The 23,685-nt window shown below is 70.0% G+C and carries 25 protein-coding genes and 1 pseudogene; 14 read left to right on the forward strand and 12 right to left on the reverse strand.

Annotated features, from left to right (window positions below; all coding sequences use genetic code 11):
- Positions 1–122: 122 nt before the first annotated feature.
- Positions 123–1,136 (reverse strand): hypothetical protein, encoded by a 1,014-nt coding sequence (locus ABH935_RS29270; protein WP_370381310.1) that lies wholly within the window; start codon positions 1,134–1,136, stop codon positions 123–125.
- Positions 1,137–1,518: 382 nt separating this feature from the next.
- Positions 1,519–2,247: an RNA polymerase sigma factor gene (locus ABH935_RS29275; RefSeq protein WP_370381298.1), complete on the reverse strand. Its 729-nt coding sequence runs from the start codon at positions 2,245–2,247 to the stop codon at positions 1,519–1,521.
- Positions 2,248–2,464: 217 nt separating this feature from the next.
- Here ABH935_RS29275 and ABH935_RS29280 point away from each other — a divergent pair, with 217 nt between their 5' ends.
- The 3 genes from ABH935_RS29280 (at position 2,465) to ABH935_RS29290 (ending at position 6,137) form a co-directional block, all read left to right on the forward strand.
- Positions 2,465–3,292: an enoyl-CoA hydratase family protein gene (locus tag ABH935_RS29280; RefSeq protein ID WP_370381155.1), complete on the forward strand. Its 828-nt coding sequence runs from the start codon at positions 2,465–2,467 to the stop codon at positions 3,290–3,292.
- 113 nt (positions 3,293–3,405) lie between these two features.
- Positions 3,406–3,792 carry a RidA family protein gene (locus tag ABH935_RS29285; protein WP_370381156.1) on the forward strand — a complete coding sequence of 129 codons (387 nt, stop codon included), beginning with the start codon at positions 3,406–3,408 and terminating at the stop codon, positions 3,790–3,792.
- Positions 3,789–6,137, forward strand: coding sequence for a bifunctional salicylyl-CoA 5-hydroxylase/oxidoreductase (locus tag ABH935_RS29290; RefSeq protein ID WP_370381157.1), 2,349 nt, complete (start codon positions 3,789–3,791; stop codon positions 6,135–6,137). Before ABH935_RS29285 ends, ABH935_RS29290 begins: the two co-directional genes overlap by 4 nt.
- 152 nt (positions 6,138–6,289) lie before the next feature.
- On the opposite strand, the gene ABH935_RS29295 is transcribed toward ABH935_RS29290, so the two are convergent.
- A complete protein-coding gene (locus tag ABH935_RS29295) occupies positions 6,290–7,159 on the reverse strand; it encodes an alpha/beta fold hydrolase (RefSeq protein ID WP_370381158.1) in 870 nt (289 codons plus the stop codon).
- Between the two features lie 54 nt (positions 7,160–7,213).
- On the opposite strand from ABH935_RS29295, the gene ABH935_RS29300 reads away from it, so the two are divergent.
- Entirely contained in the window at positions 7,214–7,816 is a 603-nt protein-coding gene (locus ABH935_RS29300; RefSeq protein WP_370381159.1) for a TetR/AcrR family transcriptional regulator, read from the forward strand.
- Here ABH935_RS29300 and ABH935_RS29305 read toward each other — a convergent pair.
- Positions 7,789–8,592 (reverse strand): PaaX family transcriptional regulator C-terminal domain-containing protein, encoded by an 804-nt coding sequence (locus tag ABH935_RS29305; RefSeq protein WP_370381299.1) that lies wholly within the window; start codon positions 8,590–8,592, stop codon positions 7,789–7,791. The two genes, ABH935_RS29300 and ABH935_RS29305, sit on opposite strands and share 28 nt — an antisense overlap.
- A gap of 181 nt (positions 8,593–8,773) precedes the next feature.
- The gene (locus ABH935_RS29310) at positions 8,774–10,483 is read right to left on the reverse strand and encodes an AMP-binding protein (protein WP_370381160.1); all 1,710 of its coding nucleotides are present in this window, start codon (positions 10,481–10,483) and stop codon (positions 8,774–8,776) included.
- Between the two features lie 107 nt (positions 10,484–10,590).
- Between ABH935_RS29310 and ABH935_RS29315 the strand changes: the two genes are divergently transcribed.
- Both ABH935_RS29315 and ABH935_RS29320 read left to right on the forward strand, forming a co-directional pair.
- Positions 10,591–11,751: an acyl-CoA dehydrogenase family protein gene (locus ABH935_RS29315; RefSeq protein WP_370381161.1), complete on the forward strand. Its 1,161-nt coding sequence runs from the start codon at positions 10,591–10,593 to the stop codon at positions 11,749–11,751.
- A 79-nt stretch (positions 11,752–11,830) separates the two neighbouring features.
- Positions 11,831–12,295 (forward strand): hypothetical protein, encoded by a 465-nt coding sequence (locus tag ABH935_RS29320; RefSeq protein ID WP_370381162.1) that lies wholly within the window; start codon positions 11,831–11,833, stop codon positions 12,293–12,295.
- A gap of 68 nt (positions 12,296–12,363) precedes the next feature.
- Here ABH935_RS29320 and ABH935_RS29325 read toward each other — a convergent pair whose 3' ends face one another.
- Positions 12,364–12,963 (reverse strand): GNAT family N-acetyltransferase, encoded by a 600-nt coding sequence (locus tag ABH935_RS29325; protein ID WP_370381163.1) that lies wholly within the window; start codon positions 12,961–12,963, stop codon positions 12,364–12,366.
- The gene (locus ABH935_RS29330; protein WP_370381164.1) at positions 12,963–13,487 is read right to left on the reverse strand and encodes a hypothetical protein; all 525 of its coding nucleotides are present in this window, start codon (positions 13,485–13,487) and stop codon (positions 12,963–12,965) included. The genes ABH935_RS29325 and ABH935_RS29330 overlap by 1 nt, the downstream gene beginning before the upstream one ends.
- A 49-nt stretch (positions 13,488–13,536) precedes the next feature.
- Between ABH935_RS29330 and ABH935_RS29335 the strand changes: the two genes are divergently transcribed.
- Both ABH935_RS29335 and ABH935_RS29340 read left to right on the forward strand, forming a co-directional pair.
- Complete coding sequence (locus ABH935_RS29335; RefSeq protein WP_370381165.1) at positions 13,537–13,710, forward strand: hypothetical protein; 174 nt, start codon at positions 13,537–13,539, stop codon at positions 13,708–13,710.
- Positions 13,711–13,822: 112 nt separating this feature from the next.
- The gene (locus tag ABH935_RS29340) at positions 13,823–14,113 is read left to right on the forward strand and encodes a DUF6191 domain-containing protein (protein WP_370381166.1); all 291 of its coding nucleotides are present in this window, start codon (positions 13,823–13,825) and stop codon (positions 14,111–14,113) included.
- On the opposite strand, the gene ABH935_RS29345 is transcribed toward ABH935_RS29340, so the two are convergent.
- On the reverse strand, positions 14,070–14,594 hold the full coding sequence (locus tag ABH935_RS29345; protein ID WP_370381167.1) for a DUF402 domain-containing protein: 525 nt from the start codon (positions 14,592–14,594) through the stop codon (positions 14,070–14,072). The genes ABH935_RS29340 and ABH935_RS29345 overlap by 44 nt on opposite strands.
- A 140-nt stretch (positions 14,595–14,734) precedes the next feature.
- Between ABH935_RS29345 and ABH935_RS29350 the strand changes: the two are divergent.
- The 3 genes and pseudogenes from ABH935_RS29350 to ABH935_RS29360 all read left to right on the forward strand — a co-directional run.
- Positions 14,735–15,424 (forward strand): annotated as a pseudogene (locus tag ABH935_RS29350) (lysophospholipid acyltransferase family protein); the annotation flags it as partial.
- A 535-nt stretch (positions 15,425–15,959) separates the two neighbouring features.
- The gene (locus ABH935_RS29355) at positions 15,960–16,313 is read left to right on the forward strand and encodes a DUF6401 family natural product biosynthesis protein (protein ID WP_370381168.1); all 354 of its coding nucleotides are present in this window, start codon (positions 15,960–15,962) and stop codon (positions 16,311–16,313) included.
- A 71-nt stretch (positions 16,314–16,384) separates the two neighbouring features.
- A complete protein-coding gene (locus ABH935_RS29360) occupies positions 16,385–16,777 on the forward strand; it encodes a VOC family protein (RefSeq protein ID WP_370381169.1) in 393 nt (130 codons plus the stop codon).
- Positions 16,778–16,794: 17 nt separating this feature from the next.
- Here ABH935_RS29360 and ABH935_RS29365 read toward each other — a convergent pair whose 3' ends face one another.
- Positions 16,795–17,478, reverse strand: a complete 684-nt coding sequence (locus ABH935_RS29365) for a TetR/AcrR family transcriptional regulator (RefSeq protein WP_370381170.1) — start codon at positions 17,476–17,478, stop codon at positions 16,795–16,797.
- A gap of 81 nt (positions 17,479–17,559) precedes the next feature.
- Here ABH935_RS29365 and ABH935_RS29370 point away from each other — a divergent pair, with 81 nt between their 5' ends.
- Complete coding sequence (locus tag ABH935_RS29370; protein WP_370381171.1) at positions 17,560–19,056, forward strand: MDR family MFS transporter; 1,497 nt, start codon at positions 17,560–17,562, stop codon at positions 19,054–19,056.
- 35 nt (positions 19,057–19,091) lie between these two features.
- On the opposite strand, the gene ABH935_RS29375 is transcribed toward ABH935_RS29370, so the two are convergent.
- The gene (locus tag ABH935_RS29375; RefSeq protein WP_370355128.1) at positions 19,092–19,901 is read right to left on the reverse strand and encodes a hypothetical protein; all 810 of its coding nucleotides are present in this window, start codon (positions 19,899–19,901) and stop codon (positions 19,092–19,094) included.
- A gap of 272 nt (positions 19,902–20,173) precedes the next feature.
- Here ABH935_RS29375 and ABH935_RS29380 point away from each other — a divergent pair, with 272 nt between their 5' ends.
- Positions 20,174–21,850 carry an amidohydrolase gene (locus ABH935_RS29380; protein ID WP_370381172.1) on the forward strand — a complete coding sequence of 559 codons (1,677 nt, stop codon included), beginning with the start codon at positions 20,174–20,176 and terminating at the stop codon, positions 21,848–21,850.
- A gap of 58 nt (positions 21,851–21,908) precedes the next feature.
- Here the strand turns inward: ABH935_RS29380 and ABH935_RS29385 are convergent, their stop codons facing one another.
- Both ABH935_RS29385 and ABH935_RS29390 read right to left on the reverse strand, forming a co-directional pair.
- Positions 21,909–22,376: a hypothetical protein gene (locus ABH935_RS29385; protein WP_370381173.1), complete on the reverse strand. Its 468-nt coding sequence runs from the start codon at positions 22,374–22,376 to the stop codon at positions 21,909–21,911.
- 91 nt (positions 22,377–22,467) lie between these two features.
- Positions 22,468–23,004: an N-acetyltransferase family protein gene (locus ABH935_RS29390; protein ID WP_370381174.1), complete on the reverse strand. Its 537-nt coding sequence runs from the start codon at positions 23,002–23,004 to the stop codon at positions 22,468–22,470.
- Between the two features lie 99 nt (positions 23,005–23,103).
- Here ABH935_RS29390 and ABH935_RS29395 point away from each other — a divergent pair, with 99 nt between their 5' ends.
- Positions 23,104–23,670, forward strand: a complete 567-nt coding sequence (locus tag ABH935_RS29395) for an exonuclease domain-containing protein (protein WP_370381175.1) — start codon at positions 23,104–23,106, stop codon at positions 23,668–23,670.
- Positions 23,671–23,685: the final 15 nt, after the last annotated feature.

A 23,685-nucleotide genomic window follows, 5' to 3' on the forward strand; every position in this document is an offset into this window, starting at 1 on the left:
CCGGCAGGGATGGGTACGGCCGGGCTCGCATGCCGCGAATCCCTCTTGTCGGAAGAGGCGTACGAAACCTGCGTGCCGTTACCGCAGCAGGTCAGGGCACGTGCTCGGCTGCCCGCGAGGGGCTACTTCGGAACCCGCCGGTGTTTGCCCCCGCCGCCGTCCTGCGAGGACGTGCTGACCGGGCCGAAACCCGGGGCGCTGCTGGACGTGTTAGCGGCCGGCTTGTGATCGTGCGACGGATCCGGGCTCGCTGACTTTGAAGTCGGTGTGGACGTGGGCGACGTCGGCGTCGACGCGCCGGTCGGCTGCGGGATCGGCGCGCCCGACGCCGCCGCGAGCACCTGCGCGCAGAAGGCGCTGATCTTGTCCTCGCCCCCGGCCAGCGCGGCGAGCCGGCTCCGGTCGTGGTCGTTGAGACCGCCGTTGCCCTTGCCGTTCCCCTTCCCGTTCGCGTCGCCGTTGCCCTGGTGCGCGACGTAGGTACGGCACAGCGCCAGCACGTCCGCGGCCGGCGTCGAAGCAGCGCTCTGCCCCGGCGTGTCGGCGGTCCCGACCGGCGTCCCCGGCAGCGAACCGGCGCTGGAGCCGCCGTCGGACGCCTGGTCCGTACCCTGCGAGTTCGGCGGCAGCAACTGCCCAGGATGCGAACCCTGCGAGCCCTGCGACCCCGGCAGACCTTGCGACCCGGGGCCTCCCTGCGAACCGGGAACGCCGGACGTCCCCGGCGAGGACGCCATCGTCTGCTCCCCGCGCGGACCCGGATCCGGGTCCGGCACGCCGACGCCGCCGAGCACCTGGTGCGCGGCCCGCTGGATGGGCGATGGGAGCACGTCGGCCTCCGCCGCGACCGCCACACCGGTGACGGTCAGCGCCCCGGCCACCGCGGCCAGCTTCACGCCGATCAGCCGCCGCAGCGGCACCCCGACTCCGGCCCTGGCCGCTCCGGCCCTGGTGCCGGCGCTGTGCGTACCGCCGCGCACCGGCGCCGCACCGGCGTTCTCGAACGCCCGCCGCGCCGATTCGTACCCGCGCAGCTCGTGCGGCCACGGGGGCGCGGCCGCCGCCGAAAGCACCCGGGCCACCGCCCGCGCCTCCGCCGACGGCCCGAGGCCGGCGAGGATGTCCACGCTGCTCACGGTCGTGCCACCTCCACTGTCCCCCGAGCCTGCGTCCGAGTCCGGCGTCCGGGCCCCTTCCGGGGCCTCCGGACCGCCGAGTCCTGCCTCTGGTAGGTCTCGTACTCGGGCGTCGCTTGCGTCTCGTCCGTCGAACCGTGCCGGGCCGTGTGCGCCGTCGGTGGCATCTCCAGCGCCGTCCCAGCCGGCCGAGTATGGCATCCGCGAGGGTGATCCGGCGACGGCAGAAATTCCCGTACCCGGAAGAGCCGCAGGTCCGGGCGCGGGAAGCCGCTCCCCGTCTCTGACTCCGGACTGTCGATCCGGAGTGGGAACGGGGGCCGGAACCAGGCCGGACGCGCGGAAAGCGTCCAAAAGCCGCTCGGCCTCATCGTCGCTGAGCTCAGCCATACTCCGCACCCTTCACCGTGCGCGAGCCCCGGCCGTTCCGGCCAGGCCCCGTCTCGCCGGTCTCCTCCATTCCCCCTGAGTCGTCCTTGTCCATGTCCCGGTCCATGTCCCGGTCCATGTCCCGACCGGTCTCGCTGCCGGCCTGCTGCTCGGCCAGGATCGCCGCCAGCCGCTTGAGCCCGCGCATCGCCGCTATCCGCACCGCGCCGTCGCGCTTGTCCAGCACTTTCGCCGTCTGCGCCACGTCGAGTCCGGCGACCACGCGCAGCAGCACGGCCTCGGCCTGGTCCTTGGGCAGCCGGGCTATCAGCCGCAGGGCCCGCTCGGTGTCCTCGCGCTCAGCGGCAGCGCGCTCGGTGTCGTCGGGGGCTGGCCAGTCGGTGACGTATTCGGCGACGTCGCCGTTGTCCTCCTTGCGGCGCGAGGCCTTGCGCAGCTCGTCCAGGGCACGGTGGCGCGCCACCCGGAACAGCCAGACCCGGAAGCCGGCCGCGTCGCCACGATACCCGCGCACGTCCTTGGCGGCCTGGAGCCAGGTCTCGCTGGCCACGTCCTCGGCGGCGTCGCCGACCACGGCGCGCAGGTAGCGCAGCAGCGGCGGATGCAGGGCGTGCCAAAGCTCTGCGAATCCCGTCTCCTCGCCGCGGCGGGCCGCGGCCAGGGCGGAATCCAGATCGCCCCAGGCCAAGCCGTACCCCTCCTCGAACCGTGCGTGCACCATCGCCACTGCTACAGCTTGTCGCCGCCCGAACGATACACGGATCGCGCCGTCCTGCCCGCCCCCCCGACCGGACGCGCGGACCTGATGCACCGACATACCCGACAAGACCGCGACCTCCGACACGTCCGCCGGGTATGGCGTTTCCTTGACGACAGTCATATGTTGGTGATGACCGGACGGACCGCGCCGGCCGAGGCACAGCACCGGGAGGACACCGATGAGCCCGTTCCGGGGTTCGGTCCCGTTCACCGACAAGTGGGACCACTTCCACGTGGAACACGCCGACGGGGTCGCGACCGTCACCCTCAACCGGCCCGACAAGATCAACGCCTTGACCTTCGAGGCCTACGCCGACCTGCGCGACCTGCTCGCCGAGCTGCCGCACCGCGGCGACACCCGGGTCCTGGTGCTGCGCGGCGAGGGCCCCGGCTTCTGCTCCGGCGGCGACGTCAACGAGATCATCGGCGAGCTGCTGAAGATGCGCCCGGACGAGCACCTGTCGTTCACACGCATGACCGGCGACGTGGTGCGCGCGCTGCGCGAGGTCCCGATCCCGGTGATCGCCTCGATCCACGGCATCGCCGCCGGCGCCGGCTCGGTGCTCGCACTGGCCGCCGACTTCCGGATCGTCGCCCGCTCGGCGCGCTTCGCGTTCCTGTTCACCAAGGTCGGCCTGTCCGGATCGGACATGGGAGCGGCGTACCTGCTGCCGCGGATCGTCGGCCTGGGCAACGCCACCAAGCTGCTGATGCTCGGCGACACCGTCAAGGCCCCCGAGGCCGATCGGTACGGCCTGGTCAGCGAGCTGGTCGAGGACGACGAACTCCAGATCGCCACCGACGCGCTGGCCCGCCGGCTCGCCGACGGCCCGGCGCTGGCCTACGCGCAGACCAAGATGCTGCTGACCCGCGAGCTGGACATGGGCCTGTCGCCGTCGCTGGAGATGGACGCGGCGGTCCAGGCGCTGCTGATGAACACCCGCGACCATGCCGAGTTCCACCGCGCGTTCAACGCCAAGGAGACGCCCAAGTGGGAGGGCCGATGACCCCGCAGCCGACGACGCCGACCCCCGGACCAGCACCAGCACCAGCACCAGCACCAGCACCGACGTCAGTATCGACGCCAGCGGCCTCACAGCCAACGACCCCGCACGAGCTGGTGAACCCGCCGGAACTGGCCCCGGCGATCGGCTTCTCGCACGCCGTCGCCGTCGGCCCGGGCCGCACGGTCTACCTCGGCGGCCAGGCCGCACTCCACCCCGACGGCACGGTCGACCCGAAGTCCACCCTGATCGAGCAGTTCGACCTGGCGCTGGCCAACATGGTCACGACCCTGACCGCGGCCGGCGCGAAGCCGGAGCACCTGGTCACCGTCACGGTCTTCGCCACCGACGCCGAGCAGTACCGCGCGGACCTCAAGGAGCTCGGCACGATCTGGCGCCGGCACCTCGGCAAGCACTACCCGGCGATGGCATTCTTCGAAGTCAAGGGCCTGTTCGACCCGGCGGCGCAGGTGGAGCTCACCGGCGTCGCGGTGGTGCCGTGAGGTTCGGCGACGCCCCGCGGATCGCGGTCGTCGGCGGCGGCCCCGGCGGCCTGTACTTCGCGGCACTGGCCAAGCAGCTGAACCCGGCGGCGGTCGTCGACGTCTGGGAGCGCAACGCCGCCGACGACACGTTCGGCTTCGGCGTGGTCTTCTCCGACGAGACACTCGGCGGCATCGAGCACGCCGACCCCGAGATCCACGAGGCGATGGCCGCCGAGTTCGCCCGCTGGGACGACATCGACGTGCACTACCGCGGCCAGGTCGTGACCTCCGGCGGGCACGGCTTCGCGGCCCTGAGCCGGGTCCGGCTGCTCCAGATGCTCCAGCAGCGCTGCGCCGACCTGGGCATCGACGTGCGCTACCTGACCACCGCGCCGCCGACCGAGCAGCTGTCCGCCGAGTACGACCTCGTGGTCGCCGCCGACGGCGTCAACTCGGCGATCCGCACCAAGTACGCCGACGCCTTCAAGCCCTCGATCCGCACCCACGACTGCCGCTACATGTGGCTCGGCACGGACCTGGTCTTCGACGCCTTCCGCTTCCAGGTCCAGCCGACCCCGTACGGCGTCATGCAGGTCCACGGCTACCCCTACGACGCACACGGCTCGACGTTCATCGTCGAGATGCACGAACGCGTGTGGCGCGAGGCCGGCTTCGACCAGTTCGCGGCGCGCGACTTCGCCCCCGGCGAGAACGACGACGAGAGCATCACGCGGATCAGCGAGCTCTTCGCCGACATGCTCGGCGGCCACCGGCTGATCGCCAACAACTCTCGCTGGCTCAGCTTCGCGACCGTCACCACGGCGCACTGGTCGCACGACAACATCGTGCTACTCGGCGACGCCGCGCACACCGCGCACTTCTCCATCGGCTCCGGCACGAAGCTGGCCATGGAGGACGCGCTGGCGCTGGCCGCGTGCCTGCACGAGAACCCGGACATCGCCTCGGCCCTGGCGGCGTACGAGGCCGAACGACGGCCGGTGGTCGCCTCCACGCAACGCGCCGCGGCCGCCTCCCTCCGCTGGTTCGAGGACCTGGGCCGCTACACCGCCCAGGAGCCCCTGCAGTTCGCGTTCAACCTGCTCACCCGCTCGCGCCGAGTCACGTACGACAACCTCAAGCTGCGCGACCCGGAGTTCGTGGCGGAGGTGAACGGCGACGCCACTCCCCCGATGTTCCGGCCGTTCCGCCTGCGCGAGCTCACGTTGAAGAACCGTGTGATCGTCTCACCGATGGACATGTACTCGGCCCAGGGCGACGGCCTACCGACCGACTTCCACCTCGTCCACCTGGGCTCCAAGGCGCTCGGCGGCGCCGGGCTCGTGATGACCGAGATGGTGTGCGTCTCGGCGAACGGCCGAATCACCCCGGGCTGCACCGGGCTCTACACCGACGAGCAGGAGGCGGCGTGGCGACGGATCGTGGACTTCGTCCACGCGCAGTCGACCGCGGCGATCGGGCTCCAGCTCGGCCACTCGGGCCGCAAGGGCTCGACGAAGCTGATGTGGGAGGGCATCGACGAGCCACTGCTGGAGGGCAACTGGCCGGTGGTCGGCCCCTCGCCACTGCCGTACAAGCCCGGCGTGAACCAGGTCCCGCACGAGCTGACCGTCGCGGAGATGCAGGCGATCAAGGCCGAGTTCGTCGAGGCCGCCGAGCGCGGCGCCCGGGCCGGCTTCGACCTGCTGGAGCTGCACTGCGCCCACGGCTACCTGCTGTCCAGCTTCCTCTCCCCGCTGGCCAACCAGCGCACAGACGAGTACGGCGGCCCGCTGGAGAACCGGCTCCGCTTCCCGCTGGAGGTCTTCGAAGCAGTCCGTGCAGTGTGGCCGGCCAAGCGCCCGATGAGCGTGCGCGTGTCGGCGACCGACTGGGCCCCCGGAGGCGTGGACGCCGCCGAATCGGTGAAGATCGCCCAAGCCTTCGCGCTCCTCGGCGTCGACGCCATCGACGTCTCCACCGGCCAGGTCACCCCCGCCGAGCAGCCGGAGTACGGACGCTCGTACCAGACCCCGTACGCGGACCGCATCCGCAACGAGACCGGCCTGGCCACGATCGCCGTCGGAGCCATCTCCTCCTACGACGACGTGAACTCGATCCTGCTCGCCGGCCGCGCAGACCTGTGCGCCCTGGGCCGCACGCACCTCTACGACCCGCAGTGGACGCTCCACGCGGCCGCCGAGCAGGAATACACGGGCCCTGGGAGCCAGTGGCCGGCGCCGTTCCGCGCAGGCGCCCGGAAGCCGGCGTCGGGCCGCACGGACGGACCTCGGCCACGGCTGGAGCTGATTCGGGAAGGAGCGGAGGAGACGGCGCACGCTCGGTGGCGGCCCGGCACGTCGTAGCGCGGGAGCTCTACGCGGCACGGTGTCAGGACCAACACCGGCACCGACACTGGCCCGGTCTGGTCTGGCTGGCCTGGCTTGCTCTGACCTGGCTTGGTCTGGCTGGCTGGCTGGCTGGCCCGGTACTAGCACTAGCACTAGCTCCGATACGGTCAGCTACCAGCCACGGCCGCGTTCAGGATCCGGTCGGTCACCAGTTCAGGCTGGTCGGTGGACAGCGCGTGCCCGGTTCCCGGAACCACCTCGACGCGCGCCGCTGGCATCAGCCGGCTGATGCGCTCCGCCACCTGATCCGAGGAGTGGATCGCACTGCGTGCACCGAGCGAGAACTGCGCGGGCACCTGAACCTGCCGTAGTTCCTCGTCGGTGAACACATCGGGCTTCGGCAGCCGTCGCCGAAAGCCCATCGAGGCCCGCATCAGCGCCATGAGGTCGTCGTCGAGAATCGCGCTGTTGTGCACTACGCGTGCCAGCCGCGGCCGCAGTGCACGCGGAGCGAGCCCGGCCAGTCCCCCGACGATCACCCACCGATAGAACCGCCACCCGACCTCGGCGAAGCCTGCGGGATCGACCAACGTCAGACGCGCGACACGTCCCGGGTGGTGGATCTGGTGCTTCAGCGTGATCCAGCCGCCGTACGAGCAACCGACGAGGTGCACGCCCGCCACGTCAAGCCCGCTCAGCACCTCCTCCAGCCACGCCGCGACGTCGCCGCCGTCCGCGATCGGCGCGGTCTGCACGCTGCCGCCGGGCTCGCCGACGGTGTCCACGGCGTAGACCGCGTGGTCGCGACTCAGAGCTTCGACGTACCGGTGCCACATCAGGGCGTTCCCACCGGATGCCGGCAGCAGAACGACGGGCTCGCCGTCGTCGGGGCCGGTGCGCACGATCCGGGTGGTCCCGAACCGTGTCGGCACGTCCAGCACGCTCCGCGAAGCCGGCCACAGCTTGTCGAGAAGCTGCTCGTACTCACCCAGGAAGCGCTCGGCGACCTTCGCGTCCTTGAACTCGCCAACTGTCATGATACATGTGTATCACGACATGATACGGGTGTACCACGAGAGGGAGGTCACACCATGGCCGCGCGTGTCGACCACGAGGAACGCAGAACCCAGATCGCCGAAGCGCTACTGCGCATCGCGGACACACAAGGGCTGCAGTCGGCGAGCATGCGGGCGGTCGCCGCCGAGGCCGGCGTGTCCCTGCGCCTGGTGCAGTACTACTTCACGACTAAGGAAGCCCTGCTCTTGGACGCCCTGGCACGACTGCAGGGCCAGCTCCAGGCACGGATGAACACCTGGATCGCCGCAGCAGGCTCACCACCGACCCCGCGCACGGTGATCACCGCGATCCTGTCCTGCATCGTGCCCACCGACGCCGAGAGCAGCCGCATCGCCCGGACCTACAACGGCTACTACACCCTGGTGCTCAGCGACCCCGACGTCCTGGAGAAGCACGGAGCGGCCCAGCCGGCCGTGCTCGAAGGCTTCCTCGCCAAGCAGATCCGGGCCGCGCAAGCGGCCGGTGACGTCGCGGCGGACCAAGACCCGGAGATGACCGCAGCGGGACTGCTGGCGATGGTCAACGGCCTGGGTTCCAGCGTCCTGGGCGGACAGCGCAGCGGCGAGGAAGCGCTGGCGATCCTGACGTACTACCTGGACACCACGCTCTTCACATAGCTCAACCCGCGTCCGCGCAGGCGGTCGTGCAGCCCGAAGAAGATGTCGGCGGCCTGTGTGCCCCGCCAGTCCTCCGGTAGTAGCTCCGGCGGCAGCCCGGGGTCGCGGTACGGCATGCGCCGCCAGGCGTCCAGGGCGAGCAGGTAGGTCGCGAACGCGTCGGCGTCGTCGGCGGCGCCGGCGTTCTTCTCGGTGGCGAGGAACTGTTCGGAGAACTCCGCGTACCCGGCCTGCACCGCGCCGAGGTCCCACCACCGCGCCGCCGATTCGCGCAGGTCGCCGTAGGCGAGGTAGTCGGCGCGGAAGAGATCGACGTACTCGGCGAGCTCCAGCCGCTCCAACGTGTGCCGGGCCTCCTCCGCCAGGTGTGACGGCGCGATCCACACCCCGGGCGCCGTGGCCCCGAAGCCGAGCCGCGACAGCCGCGAGCGCAGCAGGTGGCGCCGGTGCCGTTCGGTCTCGGGCACCGAGAACACGGCCAGCACCCAGCCGTCCGACAGCTTCACGTCCTGCCGTAGGTAGATCCGGCGGTCACCGTCGGCCAGGATCTCCTGCGCCTGCTCCGACAGGGAGTAGCCCGCGACACCGCCGACCTGGCGGGCCTGCAGGAACCCGCGCTGCTTCTGGCGGGAGACCGCCGAGCGGACCGCGGGGGCGTCCACGCCGAGCCGGCCCAGCAGCGTGACGAGGTCGGCGACCGCGATCCAGCCGCCGAGTTCGCGGCCGTACGCGCCGAAGAAGGACACGATCAGCGAGCGCGGCGTCGGCGCCTTCATCGCGGGGGCCTCGGCCGCCGTCCCCTCGGTCTTCGACGGTGCGCTCACAGGCTGGGCTTTCCTCCGGGCGGCGATGGTCGCGTTCTGGGCTCCGTCGACGGGCTGGGCTCGATCGACGGGCTCGGCAGGCTCGGCGGGCTCAGACGGCACAGCGGCAAGATACCGTGCCGTCCACCCCGGCTCAGAGCAGATCTCGGAGCTTGAACCGCTGGAGCTTGCCGGTGTTGGTCCGTGGCAGGACCGGAACGAAGTGCACGGACCGCGGGTACTTGTACGGAGCGATGCGTGCCTTCACGAACTCCTGCAGCTCCTTGACGGTCGCCTCCCCGGTCGGTACCTCGGCCGCCAGGACCACGAACGCTGTCACCAGCTGGCCGCGGTCCGGATCCGGCATGCCGATGACGCCGGCTTCCAGGACCGACGGATGGCGCAGCAGCGCGTTCTCCACCTCCGGTCCGGCGATGTTGTAGCCGGAGGAGATGATCATGTCATCGGAGCGTGCCTGGTACCAGAAGTAGCCGTCCTCGTCCCGGATGTAGGTGTCTCCGGTGTAGTTCCAGCCGTGGCGCACGTACGTGCCCTGGCGCTCGTCAGCCAGGTAGCGGCAGCCAACCGGGCCGCGCACGGCCAGCAGGCCCGGTTCGCCGTCGGGGACCGGGTTGCCGTCGGCGTCCAGGATCGCGGCCTGCCAGCCGGGCACCGGGCGTCCGGTCGAGCCGGGGCGGATGTCGTCGTCAGCGGCCGAGATGAAGATGTGCAGCAACTCGGTGGCGCCGATGCCGTCGATGATCTTGACGCCAGTCGCGGCGTGCCAGGCGCGCCAGGTCTCGGCCGGCAATGCCTCGCCGGCTGAGACGCAGCGGCGGAGCGTGCGCAGGCGGGTGTCACCGTCAGCCTCGCCGTTGCTCTCGCTCTCGCCGTTACTCTCGCCCTCACGGTCGCGGTCGCCGTCCGGCTGGTCCGACTCCAGCATCGCGAGCATGGCCCGGTAGGCGGTCGGCGCCGTGAACAGCACGCTGACGCCGTGCTCCGCGATGGCACCCAGGAGTGCCTCGGGACTGCCGCGCTCCAGCAGCACCGTCGAGGCTCCGACGTGCAGCGGGAAGATGACCAGGCCGCCGAGGCCGAAGGTGAATCCGAGCGGCGGGCTGCCGGCGAAGACGTCGTCGGGGCCGGCCTTGAGGATGTGCTTGGCGAAGGTGTCGGCGATCGCCAGCACGTCGCGGTGGAAGTGCAGGCAGCCTTTGGGCCGGCCGGTCGTGCCCGAGGTGAAGGCGATCATCGCGACGTCGTCCTGCGAGGTCTGGACCGCGTCGAACTTCTTCTGCGACGCCTGCGCACAGCGCTCGACCAGGTCCTCGGGCCCCGTTCCGCCGAAGGTGACGACCCGCATGCCCGGCACGCCGGCCTTCGCGGCCTGCTCGTCGCAGCCCGGCGCGCACAACGCCACGCTCACCTGCGCGATCTCGGCGACGGTGGCGATCTCCTCGCTACGCAGCAGGGGCACGACCGTCACCACCACGCCGCCGGCCTTGAGCACCCCGAACCAGCAGGCCACGGTCCACGGGCTGTTCGGGCCGCAGATCAGCACCCGGTTGCCGGGCACGACGCCGAGGTCGGAGGTCAGGACGTGTGCGATCTGGTCGCTGTGCCGGTCCAGGTCCCCGTAGGTCCAGATCTCGGCCCCGCCGTGCTGGTCCGAGGTGCCGATCAGGCATCTGCGGTCGGCCCCGAAGCGGGCGATCGCGCTGTCCAGCAGGTGCGCGGCGCAGTTCAGGCGCTCGGGATAGCGCAGCTCGTCGAGGTCGAAGCGCAGCTCAGGCCACCGGTCCGCGGCCGGCAGGCGATCGCGGGCGAAGCTGTCGACGTGCGCTGACGGGAGCAGGTCCATCGGGTCCTCCGGGACTCCGTGGTGCTGACTGGGTGCTGGCTGGGGGCTCGACGGCTCCAGCGTACGACTTCTGTGACGGCAGTCAAGATTTTGTTACATTGACAGGTATGGAATCCGGCTCCCAGTTCCGCCTGACCCCGGCCCAGTCAGCCTTCTGCGCCCAGGTCCGCACGCTCGCCGAGACCGACCTCGCGCCGCTGGCCGCGGCCGGCGCGCCCGGGCACGTCAACCGTCCCCTGCTCGCCGCCATGGGCCGGCACGGCCTGCTGGCCCGGCTGTTCCCCGGCGGCGCGGACGGCCGCGCCGAGGCCGCCGCCCTGGACCTGTGCCTGCTGCGGGAATCGCTCGCGCAGGTGTCGACCGAGGCCGAGACGGCGCTCGCGCTGCAGGGCCTCGGCACCTATCCCGTCGTCCAGAACGGGACCGAAGAGCAGATCGCACACTGGCTGCCGAAGGTGGTGGCCGGCGAGGCCGTCGCGGCGTTCGCGCTGTCGGAGCCGGGCAGCGGCTCGGACGCGGCGTCACTGTCCCTGGCCGCAACGCCGACCACGGGCCCCGGCCACACCGACGGCTGGACGCTGAGCGGCGAGAAGATCTGGATCTCCAACGCTCCCGAAGCCGACTTCTACAGCGTCTTCGCCCGCACGACGCCCGAAGCAGGATCCCGCGGCGTCACCGCGTTCCTGGTCCCGGCCGACCGCCCCGGCCTGGGCGGCGAGCACCTGGACATGATCTCCCCGCACCCGATCGGCCGCGTCACCTTCGACAACGTGCCAGTCACCCGCGCAGACCTCCTCGGCGAGGTGGACCAAGGCTTCCACGTCGCGATGCGGACCCTGGACCTGTTCCGCCCCAGCGTCGGCGCCTTCGCCGTGGGCATGGCCCAGGCGGCCCTGGACGCCTCGGTCGCACACGCCGGACAGCGCGAAGCCTTCGGCGGCGTCCTGAAGGACCTACAGGCCGTCGCCCACAGCCTGGCCGAGATGGCCACCCGCATCGAAGCCGCGCGCCTCCTCGTCTACAGCGCCGCCGAGTCCTACGACAGCGGCGAGAAGCGCATCGCCAGCCGCTCAGCCATGGCGAAGCTGTTCGCCACCGAAACCGCGCAGTACGTCGTCGACGCAGCCGTGCAAATCCACGGCGCCGCAGCGCTCCAGCACGGCCACCTGCTGGAGCACCTCTACCGCGAGGTGCGCGCACCGCGGATCTACGAGGGGGCTTCCGAGGTGCAGCGGACGATCATCGGGCGGGAGTTGTATCGGGGGTAGGGCCTGTCCTGCCGATCAGCGAACGAGCACGTCGAAACCTTGGTGCTCGCGCGATGCTACGTGGGCTAGCGTCCGGCGCATGTATGACCAGCCGCGCCCGGGAGCGCGTCCCACCACGTCCGACCAGGGCCCGCACCGCCAAGTGGACCAGAAGGCCAGCCCTGCCCTGTGGGGTGAGCTGGTCGCGCGCACGTTCGCGCTGCGGGGCGTCGTCGAGGGCCACAGCCAGGTATCGCCGGCTGATTCCAGAGCGGTGTTCCTGGTCGACCAGCCCGTGGAACGTTCGCCAGAGACGAGTCTGGCACCGGGCAGGCGGCTGGAACCGGTTCACTTGCATGGCGTCACAGACACCAGCGTCCACCTGGCGCTGCCCGCCGGACGGGGCGCACAGCTGGTGGAGCTGGGCTGGGCCGAACCTCACCAGTTCGGTGACTACGGCACCGAGTACATGGTCTACGGCCCGCGGACCGAGGCCGAGGTGGCGATCGTGCTCTCGATCATCGAGGAGAGTTTGGCGTTCGCCCGCTCATCGTCGGCCGACTGACGGGCGTCGAAGCGACGGCAGGATCGCATGCCATTGACCGGTATGGCCCCGTGCGGTCCGCGAGGTCGTCACAGCGGCTTGGCGAAGCGTCGGCAGACGTGCACCCTCGCGAACTCCTTTCGCAGGTGTTCTTCGCCGGCGAGCTTCGCGTGCAGGAAGAGGACCATCGGGCTCAGGTCGGGCCTGCGCTCGGCGATCGCTCGCTTCGGCTCGGCGTCGTCGGTGTAGTAGTTGGCGTAGACGTGCAGGTAGTGGTCGCTCTCGGCGAAGCCCATGGCGCGGTACCAGGTCAGGGTGTCCGGGTCGTCGCGCGTCCAGGCGTCCAGTGTGGTCGCCGGGGTGGCGGCGGCGCGGGCGGTCGCCTCGGCGAGCAGGGCGCGGCCCAGGCCGTGGCGGCGGTGGTCGGGGTGGACCGCGACGGTCTCGATGGTCGCCAGGTCACCGTCGACCGAGACGTCCAGGATTCCGATCACCGTGCCGTCCTCGTCGACGGCGACGAGTTCGAAGCCTGGGGTGGATATCGGCGGCTTCACGCGCTCGACGGAGTCGTAGAACGCGGTATCCAGGAAGCCCAGAACCCGACAGCGCAGCCAGGATTTCTCGTCGTCCGGCGTGTATTCGCGGATGGTATGGCTCGACAAGGTGAATCCCCCATCGTCAGTGTCCATCAGCATCTTCGTTCACTGATCCTGAGCTGCCGCTGACACTCATCGAGCAGATCAGGGTACGTCTTCCCGATCGCCTCCAGCACGCGTCGTCGCAGCAGCTTCTCCGCCGCGGCGCGGCCGACCCGACCGAACATGCCCTCGATCATCGGGTCGTAGCGGACCAGTTGGTGCCGGAGGTAGTTGACCTTCCAGCGATTCAGGGTACTGCGGTCCGCCTTCGCCGCACCGACCGCCTCACGGGGATCGCTGTGCCGGACCGCGCGGTCGGTCAGGACCTCCGGGGCCAGCTTCGGAATCGGGACCTCGTCGGCGGCCACCAGCCGCAGCATCTCCTCACGGCGCCGGTTCGCCGCCTCCCGGGCGATCGCCGACCTTCGGGCCGCCAACTCCAGGCGCTGCGCGAACTTCGTCGTGCGCTCCGCAGCCTGGACGCGCGCGACCCTGAACTGCAGTATCGGAGCCGCGTTCCGGAACCGTGGGATGAATTCGGTACCGTCCGGACGGCCCAGAAAGTCACGGATCATCGCCGGCGTCCAGCCACGGGCGGCGAGCTGTTTGGCGTTGAAATAGCCGGTGGTGCTATTCGAGCCTGCCGAGCTGTTCGTGCTGTTCGTGCTGTTCGTGCTGTTCGTGCTGTTCGTGCTGTTCGTGCTGTTCGTGCTGTTCGTGCTGGTAGGACTGGTGGTGCGTGCCATGATGGCGCCCCCTTTCTCCTGTCCCCTCAGGAATGTGAAGGCACCAGGATGATTGGTGGCGAATAGTGCGGGCAACTCAGAGTCCGGATAATTCACCCTATCGGCCCCACGAATCGGCGTGTCGCGGCCTGGAACGACTCGGGGCCGCCGTGCGTTAACCGATCATGAGCGTCTTCTTCGACATGTTCGTCCCGAGCCGGCGCCACGTCGAGGACGAGCGGAACCGGCTTGAGTGGACCCGCGACGAGGAGGGCGAGGGCGATCCGCATCGCGGTCCGATCGATCTGGACGGCGGCGTGGTGAGCATCAAGGCGCCCGGTGCCGGGCCGGGGGAACCCCCGGACGCGCCGGTCGCCGGAGCGGGAACCGGCGCGCCGGAGGCCGGTGCGGCGCAGGTCACCGCGCCCCAGGTCACCAGGCCAGAAGCGAAGGAAATCCGCCACAGCGAGCCATAGCTTCCAGCTCGTCCAGCGACGCCTCGGCCTGCCCCGCGGTCTCCGGCTCACGCTCACGCAGCCCGCTGTCCTCGAACTCGTCCTCGTCCAGCCGCAGGATCTGCGTCTGATCGGCGGACAGCCACAGGTCCAGGTCCAGGTCGACGACCTCCAGCCGCGGGCCCTCCGGGGCGTCGGGCACGGCTGTGCTTGGCCGGGTGACGTCGCAGTACCAGCCCTTGAGCTTGCCGGCGGCGGTGCGGACCTCCTTGATCGAGTACCAGCGCGAGCGCCAGTAGTGCTCGGTCCAGACGTCGCCGGGCTCGAACACGGCGAAGCCCATGTCACGCGGGTCGTCCCCGAACCAGGGGGCGACGAGCACGAGGTGCTCGCCGTCGTCGGACCGGACCTCGGCCGGGTACTCGACGTCCGGCCGCGGCGCCTTCAGCAGCCGGACGGTGATGGTGGTGCCGGGCTTCAGCAGGGGTTTTCCGTCACTCACGTCTTCCTCATATTCCCTATCGCTTCCCGCGGGTCGAGGTAAGTCTCGGCCCTCAGCGAGAGGCGATAACTTACGGCAGAGTAGGTTAGGGTCCTCCTGTGGCCGAACGCGAATACGTTTATCCCCCGGTGATCCGGGCTATGAAGGGTGCTTTCCGAGCGCTCGACCTCAAGGTCGACGTGCACGGAGCCGACCGAATCCCGCGCAGCGGCGGGGCGGTGCTGGCCAGTAACCACATCAGCTACCTGGACTTCATCTTCGCCGGGGCGGCGGCACTGCCGTCGGGCCGCCGAGTGCGGTTCATGGCCAAGAAGGAGGTCTTCGACAACCGGATCTCCGGGCCGTTGATGCGGGGCATGCGGCACATCCCGGTGGACCGCGAGGCCGGCCTGTCGTCTTACCGCCAGGCCCTGGAGTGCCTGAAGTCCGGTGAAGTCGTGGGCGTGTTCGGCGAGGCCACGATCAGCCGCTCCTTCATGATCAAGGATCTGAAGAACGGCGCCGTGCGGATGGCGCAGGCCGCGGACGTGCCGCTGATCCCGGTGGTGCTCTGGGGCACGCAGCGGCTGTGGACGAAGGGCCGGCCGCGCCGGCTGTGGCAGCGGCACGTGCCGATCACCGTCCTGGTCGGCGAGCCGATGTACCCGAAGAAGGGCCAGAACTCCGCCGAGCTGTCGGCCGAACTGCACGCCCGCCTGAGCGCACTCCTCGACGAGGCGCAGTCGACGTACCCGGACAAGCCCTCGGGCCCCGCAGACTCGTGGTGGCTGCCGGCGCACCTCGGCGGCACCGCACCGACGCTGGAGCAGGCGGCCGAGATGGACGCGCGCGGCCGCGGCGAGGACGACGGTGACGGCGAGAAGAAGGCGGAGCCGGAGGCAAAGTCGACAGTCGAGGCAAAGCCTGAGCTGAAGGCGGAGCCCGAAACGAAGGCCGAGCCGGAGACAGCCCCCGGGGCGGAACTGAAGGCCGGGCCCGAGACCACCTCCGAGGCAGAGCTGAAGGCCGGGCCCGAGACCACCTCCGAGGCAGAGCTGAAGGCCGGGCCCGAGACCACCTCCGAGGCAGAGCTGAAGGCCGAGTCCGAGACCACCTCCGAGGCAGAGCTCAGGGCCGAGCCCGAGACGACCTCCAAGTCCCAGCCGGATTCCGAGCCCGAGGCGGCAAAGACTGAGCCCGAGCCGGAGCCGGACAAGGCAGCCGCGACGACAGCAGCAGCGACCGCAGTCAAGGACACCACCCCCGAGGACTGAGCGCGCCGGGTGCCGGGGTGAAGCCGCTGTTTTCAGCTACCGTCGGCACCCATCCCGTCACCCAGCAAAGTTTCCTTTGACGTGCTATGACCTGGTACTTTACCGTCAACGCATGGACTTCCCGCCGTACGACGACGCGCCCCCGATGGCCTCCCCTCTGGCCGGCGTCGTGGCCGCGTTCATGCCGCGCCTGGCCGAGTTCGCCTTCGACCCGGGCCTGCTCGCGGCGATCGACCAGCACGCGGCGGCGGTCTGCGACACCCTCAGCCTCGACGCGCCCGGCACGCCGGTCCCGATCCCGGCGCAGCGCACGGTCGGGCGCGAGGAGCTGAGCGACTACGTGCTCGGCTTCAACGACGTGCTGACCGAGACCGGCTGGCAGGAGCCCGTCGGCTACGACTTCGCCACGCTGCGCCTGACCGCCATCTGCTGGCTGGTGCGCGAGCAGAACCTGCTGGCGTTCTGACGTCCTCCGTAAGGCGTTCCCGCAGGGAATTACCCTGTGGCGGAGCAGGGCTTGATCAGACAGGATCAAGCATGCGATCCCGACGTTCCGGCATGTGGTGGGGCACCGCGATCGAGGCGCCTGACCCCGCCGCCCTCGCGCGCTTCTACTCCCAGCTGCTCGGCTGGCCGATCGGGCACGAGGAGCCGGGGACGGCCATCGTCGCCCCTGCCCCGGAGGGCCCGTACTTCGTGTTCCAGCAGGCCGAGGGCTTCCGCGCGCCGGTGTGGCCGCCGGCCGACGGCGAGCAGCGCCCGATGATGCACTTCGACTTCCAGGTCGGCGACCTGGACGAGGCCGTCGCCGAGGCCATCGAGCTGGGCGCGACGCTCGCCTCGCATCAGCCGCAGGAGAACGTACGCGTGCTCATCGACCCGGCCGGACATCCGTTCTGCCTGTGCTTCGACGGCGACGGCGACAGCTAGCCACACACCTGCCGGAGCTATCCGCCCGCACCAACTCCGACGCCGACCCCGGACCCAGACCCGGCCTCGACTCCGGCCCAACCGCTCTCCAGAACGGCGAACGCCACATCGACCGTCCCCTTCGGGTCCTTACTCGCACGAGCCAGTGACGCGGTCTCCAGCGCGAAGTGCGCGAGCACAGCAGACGCCGCGTCGTCCGGCGCCGCCCCGACCTCGGCGGCGATGGCCGCCGCCAGTGCTCCCTCGTGGCGCATCCACATCCGGTGCCAATACTCGCGCAGCACCGGCGTGCTCTCCACCAGGCGCGTGTACGCGGCGAAGGCCTCGTCCTCGGTCGGGAACTTCAGACGCTCCAGCGTGAGCGCACGCAACGCCTGCGGGATCGACGTTCCCGCCTCCCGGTCGCGCACGGCGGCCACCAGCCGCGCCTCGATCTGCGCGTCCTCGTCGAAGACCAGCGCCTCCTTGCCGCTGAAGTGCTTGAACAGCGTCGTCGTCGAGACGTCGGCGGCGTCCGCGATCTCGCGGATCGACACCTGGTCGTAGCCGCGCTCAAGGAACAGGGCCAGCGCGGCGTCGGCGATGGCCTGCCGCGTGGCCGCCTTCTTCCGCTCGCGCCGCCCCGGCGGCTCAGGCCGCTCAGGCCGCTCCACCTGCTCAGACCGCTCAATCCGCCCAGATCCCGCGCCACCACCGCTCATGCTGCCATCCTACGACCACGGTGGACTCGATGGCAAAGTTGACTCGTTGCACTTTTGAAATGAGTGTGCTTTTCTGAGCCCATGACCACGAACCCCGACCCCGCCGCCCCGCGCCACGTCCGCTGGGCCCTGCTGGGCGTCATGCTCGCGATGCTGCTCTCGATGCTCGACAACACGGTCGTGGGCACCTCGATGCCGACGATCGTCCGCGACCTCGGCGGCTTCGACCACCTGTCCTGGGTCGTCGTCGCCTACACCCTGGCCACCGCGGCCTCGACCCCGGTCTGGGGCAAGCTCGGCGACCTGTACGGCCGCAAGCACACCTACCTGGTCTCGATCGTCCTGTTCCTGGCCGGCTCCGCGCTGTCCGGCGCCGCACAGTCGATGAGCTGGCTCATCGCGGCCCGCGCTTTCCAGGGCATCGGCGCCGGCGGCATCGGCGCGGGGGCGTTCGCGCTCATCGCCGCGCTCGTGCCGCCCCGGGAGCGCGGCCGCTACCAGGGCATGACCGCCTCGGTCATGGCGATCGGCACCATCGGCGGGCCCTTGCTCGGCGGCTTCGTCACCGGGCACTTCGGCTGGCGCTGGGCGTTCTACATCAACCTGCCGCTCGGCCTGCTCGCCCTGGTCTGGTGCCAGGTCATGCTCGACCTGCCGCGCCTGCGCCGCCAGGCCCGGATCGACTGGCCCGGCATCAGCCTGCTCACCTTGGTGATCACGTCCATCACGCTGGCGGCGAACTGGGCCGGCACCACGTACACGTGGGCGTCCTGGCAGGTCCTCGGGCTCTTCGCGCTCGCGGCGGCCGGCGTCGCAGCCTTCATCGCGGTCGAGCGCCGCTCCCCCGAACCGGTCCTCCCGCCGCGGGTGTTCACCGGCCAGCGCAATTTCCCGCTCGCCATAGCCCTGATCACGGCCTCCGGCGTGGTCATGTTCGGCGCCACGCTCTACCTCCCGCTGTTCCAGCAGAGCGTGCAGCACGCCACGGCCACCAGCTCCGGGCTGCTCCTGCTCCCGCTGATGATCCCGATCGTCATCGTGTCCCAGATCGGCGGGCGCTACATGTCCGCGACCGGCAAGTACAAGATTTTCCCGGTCGTCGGCGCGGCGCTGATGGCGGTCGGACTGATCCTGCTGTCGACCATGGACGTCTCCACCTCCCGTACGACCACGAGCCTTTACATGGCCGTCGTCGGCATCGGGCTCGGCGGGCAGATGCAGATGGTCACGACCATCGCGCAGAACAGCGTCGAGATGCGTGACATGGGCGCCGCCTCGGCAAGCCTGAACCTGTTCCGCACCGTCGGCGGGTCGATCGGCGTGGCGGTCTTCGGCTCGCTCTACAACCGCCAGGTCAGCCGCCAGGTCGGCCAGCAGGTCAGCCACCAGGCCTCGGCCATGCAAGGGGCCGCGAACGGCTCGCACCTGATCTTCCTGATCGCCGGCCTGGTCTGCGCCGTCGCGTTCCTGGCCGCGCTGGCGCTGAAGGAGGTGCCGCTGCGCAGCCAGAAGCGCCAGGGTGCGGGACCGAACTCACCGGACCCGCACCCTGGCGTCGCCGCGTCAGCGGTCCGCTGACGTCACCAGGTCAGCCGTGCGCTGACGCCGGAACCTCACGCGGTCGTGCCGGGCTCCCGGCCGTACGGCATCTGCGACTGCGTCTCGGTCGCGGGCTGCCCGGCGCGGGCGTCGGCGCGGCCCTTCTGGTAGGCCAGCGCGTTCTGCTGCACCGAGGCCTGGACCCGCGTGGTCTCGGACTCGGCCTTGGTCAGCATGCGCTCCCAGCGGGACCGCATCGGTTGGATCAGGCCGCCGCCGACGCCGACGATCGCGACGCCCGCCAAGGTGAACAGCACCGCGTTGAGGATCGGCCCCAGAACGAACGTGGCGACCCCGATCTGGGCCAGCGCCGCGATGGCGCCGAAGAACGCGATGAACGCCCACGCCACCCAGCCCAGCACCTTGCCGTAGGAGGCCGCGGACAGGATGTTGGAGATGAACTCCTTGGCCACGTTGGCCAGCCACATCGCCACGACGACGATCACCAGTGCGACGATCGCCTTGGGGATCCAGGCCACGACGCTGTGGATCATGGTACTGATCGGGTTCGGCCCGAAGACGCCCAACGCCAACTGCAAGAACACCAGCAGCAGGCCGTAGTACACGACCTTCACCAGGATCGCGGTGGTGTCCCACTTGGAGTTGGACAGGAACCGGCCGGCGCCGGCCCGCTCGGCCATGCGCTCGACACCGATCCGACGGAGTACCGCGTCCAGCACCTTGGCGATCGCCTTGCAGATCAGCCAGCCGACGAACATGATCACGGCGAACGCGATCAGCTTCGGGATGATTCTTGTGACCGAGGTCCAGGCGTTGGTGATGCCCGAGCCCCAGTCGACCGATAGTGCGAGTCTCGGTCCCATGTAGGTTCCTCCATCGATGCGGTGACGGGGCAGATCCCCACATAGTTCGTAACACCCGTATTTCCACGCCGCACTTCAGAACGCTGGGTGTGGTACTCCGGTCAGGTGGCGGGAGCCGGGCCGCACCCCGAGTGTGTGTTCGAATTCGACGGTCGCGTCCCAGCACTGTGACGTGATTCGGAGGCAGCGCCAGCCACGTTGGCAATGTCGCCGCGGGCCGGCGCGGACCAGACTTCTGGTTGACCCCTCTGTTCAGCCACCTTGGAGGACCGGTGTCCCGATCGCCGTTCGCAGACCTCGTCTTCACCGGCGGCCCGTGCTACACGGTCGACGCCGCACGCTCCTGGGCCAGCGCGGTGGCGGTCGCCGGCGGCCGGATAAGCGCGGTCGGCCGGCACGCGGACGTGAAGGACCTGATCGGCCCGGACACCGAGGTCGTGGACCTGGCCGGCAAGCTCCTGCTCCCGGGTTTCCAGGACGCGCACGTGCACCCGGTCCTCGGTGGTACGACGCTGCGCCAGTGCGACCTGCACGAGCTGCACACAGCCGAGGAGTTCGTGGCCGCTGTCGCCGACTACGCGGCGCGCAACCCGCAGGCCGCATGGATCCGCGGCGGCGGCTGGAGCATGGACGCCTTCCCTGGCGGCATGCCGACGAAAGACCTGCTGGACGCCGTGGTCCCGGACCGGCCGGTGGCCCTGCCGAACCGTGACGTCCACGGCATGTGGGTCAACAGCAAGGCGCTGGAGGTCTGCGGCATCACGCGCGACACACGGGACCCGTTCGACGGCCGGATCGAACGCGACGCCGACGGCGAGCCCAACGGATGCCTGCAAGAAGGTGCGATGGCGCTCGTCAACGCTCATCTGCCGATTCCGACCGCCGAGGAGATGGCCGACGGGCTGCTGGCCGGGCAGGCGTACCTGCACTCGTTCGGGATCACCGCATGGCAGGACGCGTGGGTCGGCGGCGGGCTGGGAATCGGCGACGTGTTCGAGACCTACCTGGACGCTGCGGCCTCCGGTGCTCTGACCGCACGGGTCGCCGGGGCGCTGTGGTGGGAGCGCGAGGGCGGGTTGGAGCAGCTGGAGCTGTTCCGGGAGCGGCGCGAGACGGCCGAGGCGGCCGGGGCGGGGCGCTTCCGTGCGAGGACCGTGAAGATGATGCTCGACGGTGTCGCCGAGAACCACACCGCCGCGCTGCTGAACCCGTATCTGGACGGCTGCGGCTGCGCCACCGACAACGCCGGCCTGGACTTCATCGATCCGGACAAGCTGAAGACGTACGTCGCCGAGCTCGACGCCGCCGGCTTCCAGGTCCACTTCCACGCGCTCGGCGATCGCGCCGTGCGCAACGCCCTGGACGCGCTGGAGGCGGCGCGCGCCGCGAACGGCCCCGGCGGACGCCACCACCTCGCACACCTACAGGTCGTGCACCCGGACGACGTCCAGCGCTTCCGCCGACTCGGCGCGACGGCGAACATCCAGCCGCTGTGGGCAACGCACGAGCCGACGATGGACGAGCTGACGATCCCGTTCTTGGGTAAGGAGCGGGCCGGGTGGCAGTACCCGTTCGGGTCCTTGAGCCGTGCGGGGGCGACGATCGCGGCGGGGTCGGACTGGTCGGTGACGTCGCCGAACCCGCTGTGGGGGATTCATACGGCGGTGAACCGGGTGGAGCCGGGACTGTCGGCAGAGGAGTTCGCGGCACGGAAGGTGTTCTACCCGTCGGAGCGCCTGGAGTTGGGGCAGGCGATCGCTGCTTATACGGCGGGGTCGGCGTATGTGAATCAGTTGGATGATGTGACCGGCTCGGTCGAGGTTGGGAAGCTGGCCGACCTGGTGGTGTTAGATCGGGATCCGTTTGAGGGGTCCGCGTGGGAGATCGGTGAGGCGCGGGTGCTTCGAACGTTCGTGGAGGGGGTGGAGGTGTACGCGGCCGACGCTTAGGGGTCGGGACTTCGTGCCGTTACTCGTGCTTGGGGGCGACGTACGCCTGCGGGTCCTGCTACTCCGGCTCGGGGCAGTCAGCTGGAACCCATGCCGCGTCCAGGTCCCCGCACACGATGGTCAGCGTGCCGGTGTGGCAGGCGATCTCGTGGCTGCATCCGCGCTCGTGCGGGAGGACCTCGTCGAGGATGACGATCTGGCCGCCCCACTTGTCGTCCGGGTCGTTGCCCAGCGTGAGGGCGGACAGGCGGCGGTAGGTGATGCGCAGGTCTTCCTCGTGCTTCCAGCAGTTGTGACGGAAGTGGATCTCGAAGGTGGCACCGTCGTCGTCAGCACCGAAGCGCAGCTGCTCGATCTTCAGGTCCTTGACACAGCGGTCACCGTGGAAGTCGTAGTGGTCCGGGTCGGTGGCGAAGGCCCGGGCGCCGGGCGGGAGCTGCGGGGCGAGGTCGGCCAGCTGGTCCAGATAGGCCAGGGGGTTGATCGAGCTGCCCGTACCGGTCACCTCGATGTCGACGAATCTCACGGCGCTGCTCTCCCAGTTCCTGCGTGATGGTGAGACCAGCATGCGCGTGGAAGATATCAACACGGTAAGGGTCGGTGTAACAAGCGTGCAGCTACTCGACGACCGGGCTGCGGCGTTCGAGGAGCACCACGTCTCGCCAGACTCCGGCGGCCGTCTTGCCGATGCGCTCCTGTCGTCCTAGGACGCGGAAGCCGTGGCGCTGGTGCAGGGCGAGGCTCGCGGTGTTCTCCGGGAAGATTCCTGCGTTGATGGTCCAGATCCCTGCCGCCTCGGTGGACTCGATCAGGGTGCTGAGCAGGCTGTTGCCGACGCCTCGGCAGCGTGCTTCGGGCGCGACGTAGACGGTGAGTTCGACGACGCCTGCGTAGCAGGCACGTTTCGAGATGGCGGAGACGGCGACGTAGCCGAGTACCGCGGGCTTGGCTCCAACTGTCACATTCGCGTCCAGCGCCACGAAGCGGTGCTCGGCCATCTTCCCGGCGTCGAACACGTCCCAGGCCGGCGCGGCCGTCTCGAACGTGGCGTTCCCCTCGTCGATGCCGTGTTGGTAGATGCGCAGGACGTCGGCGGCGTGGGCGGCCGTCATGGGGACGATCCCGATGGGCGCGGGCCAGATCGGCGCGGTCATCACCGCAGGTTAGAACCGCGTCGTTTCCCCGGTGTTTCAGCGCGCGGCCGGCGAATAATCGGCAGCGCACCGTGCCCGTGCGGATCTACCCTGCCCGGCATGGAGACGTACGGGCGGTACTTGAACGTGGTCGATGTGGAGGCTACGTGCTGGGTCGGCAAGCCACCACCGGGCCAGGTGTCCGAGATCATCGAGATCGGCCTCACGGTCGTCGACGTCCGGGAACGCGTCCGGGTCGAGAAGCACCAGATCATGGTGCGGCCGGAGCGTTCGACGGTGAGCGAGTTCTGCACGGAGCTCACGGGCCTGACGCAGGAGCAGGTCGACACCGGAGTGACCTTCGGCGAGGCCTGCGATCAGCTGCGCCGGCAGCACTGCGCCGATTCGCGGCCGTGGGCGAGCTGGGGCGACTACGACCGCAAGCAGTTCCAGCGCCAATGCGACGCCACTGCCGTGCGCTACCCCTTCGCCGCCACGCACACCAACGCCAAACAGCAGTTCGCCTTCGCCAACGGCTGGCCGAAGGGCGTCGGCATGCATCGGGCACTGGACGTCGCGCGGCTCCCGTTGGAGGGCCGGCATCACTGCGGCGCCGACGACGCGTGGAACATCGCGGCGCTGGTGCTACTGATGATGGCGCGGCGTGCTTGGCCAGAGGAGGCGTGAGCGTTCCGGCGCCGC

It is taken from the genome of Catenulispora sp. GAS73 (assembly GCF_041262085.1).
GTDB lineage: Bacteria > Actinomycetota > Actinomycetes > Streptomycetales > Catenulisporaceae > Catenulispora.

Bases quoted from the DNA above. Each gene is read 5' to 3' on its own strand.
- ABH935_RS29275 (WP_370381298.1), bottom strand. From the start codon at position 2,247: ATGGTGCACGCACGGTTCGAGGAGGGGTACGGCTTGGCCTGGGGCGAT.
- ABH935_RS29280 (WP_370381155.1), top strand. From the start codon at position 2,465: ATGAGCCCGTTCCGGGGTTCGGTCCCGTTCACCGACAAGTGGGACCAC.
- ABH935_RS29295 (WP_370381158.1), bottom strand. From the start codon at position 7,159: ATGACAGTTGGCGAGTTCAAGGACGCGAAGGTCGCCGAGCGCTTCCTG.
- ABH935_RS29300 (WP_370381159.1), top strand. From the start codon at position 7,214: ATGGCCGCGCGTGTCGACCACGAGGAACGCAGAACCCAGATCGCCGAA.
- ABH935_RS29305 (WP_370381299.1), bottom strand. From the start codon at position 8,592: ATGAAGGCGCCGACGCCGCGCTCGCTGATCGTGTCCTTCTTCGGCGCG.
- ABH935_RS29310 (WP_370381160.1), bottom strand. From the start codon at position 10,483: ATGGACCTGCTCCCGTCAGCGCACGTCGACAGCTTCGCCCGCGATCGC.
- ABH935_RS29315 (WP_370381161.1), top strand. From the start codon at position 10,591: ATGGAATCCGGCTCCCAGTTCCGCCTGACCCCGGCCCAGTCAGCCTTC.
- ABH935_RS29320 (WP_370381162.1), top strand. From the start codon at position 11,831: ATGTATGACCAGCCGCGCCCGGGAGCGCGTCCCACCACGTCCGACCAG.
- ABH935_RS29325 (WP_370381163.1), bottom strand. From the start codon at position 12,963: ATGGACACTGACGATGGGGGATTCACCTTGTCGAGCCATACCATCCGC.
- ABH935_RS29330 (WP_370381164.1), bottom strand. From the start codon at position 13,487: ATGATCCGTGACTTTCTGGGCCGTCCGGACGGTACCGAATTCATCCCA.
- ABH935_RS29340 (WP_370381166.1), top strand. From the start codon at position 13,823: ATGAGCGTCTTCTTCGACATGTTCGTCCCGAGCCGGCGCCACGTCGAG.
- ABH935_RS29355 (WP_370381168.1), top strand. From the start codon at position 15,960: ATGGACTTCCCGCCGTACGACGACGCGCCCCCGATGGCCTCCCCTCTG.
- ABH935_RS29360 (WP_370381169.1), top strand. From the start codon at position 16,385: ATGCGATCCCGACGTTCCGGCATGTGGTGGGGCACCGCGATCGAGGCG.
- ABH935_RS29365 (WP_370381170.1), bottom strand. From the start codon at position 17,478: ATGAGCGGTGGTGGCGCGGGATCTGGGCGGATTGAGCGGTCTGAGCAG.
- ABH935_RS29370 (WP_370381171.1), top strand. From the start codon at position 17,560: ATGACCACGAACCCCGACCCCGCCGCCCCGCGCCACGTCCGCTGGGCC.
- ABH935_RS29375 (WP_370355128.1), bottom strand. From the start codon at position 19,901: ATGGGACCGAGACTCGCACTATCGGTCGACTGGGGCTCGGGCATCACC.
- ABH935_RS29390 (WP_370381174.1), bottom strand. From the start codon at position 23,004: ATGACCGCGCCGATCTGGCCCGCGCCCATCGGGATCGTCCCCATGACG.
- ABH935_RS29395 (WP_370381175.1), top strand. From the start codon at position 23,104: ATGGAGACGTACGGGCGGTACTTGAACGTGGTCGATGTGGAGGCTACG.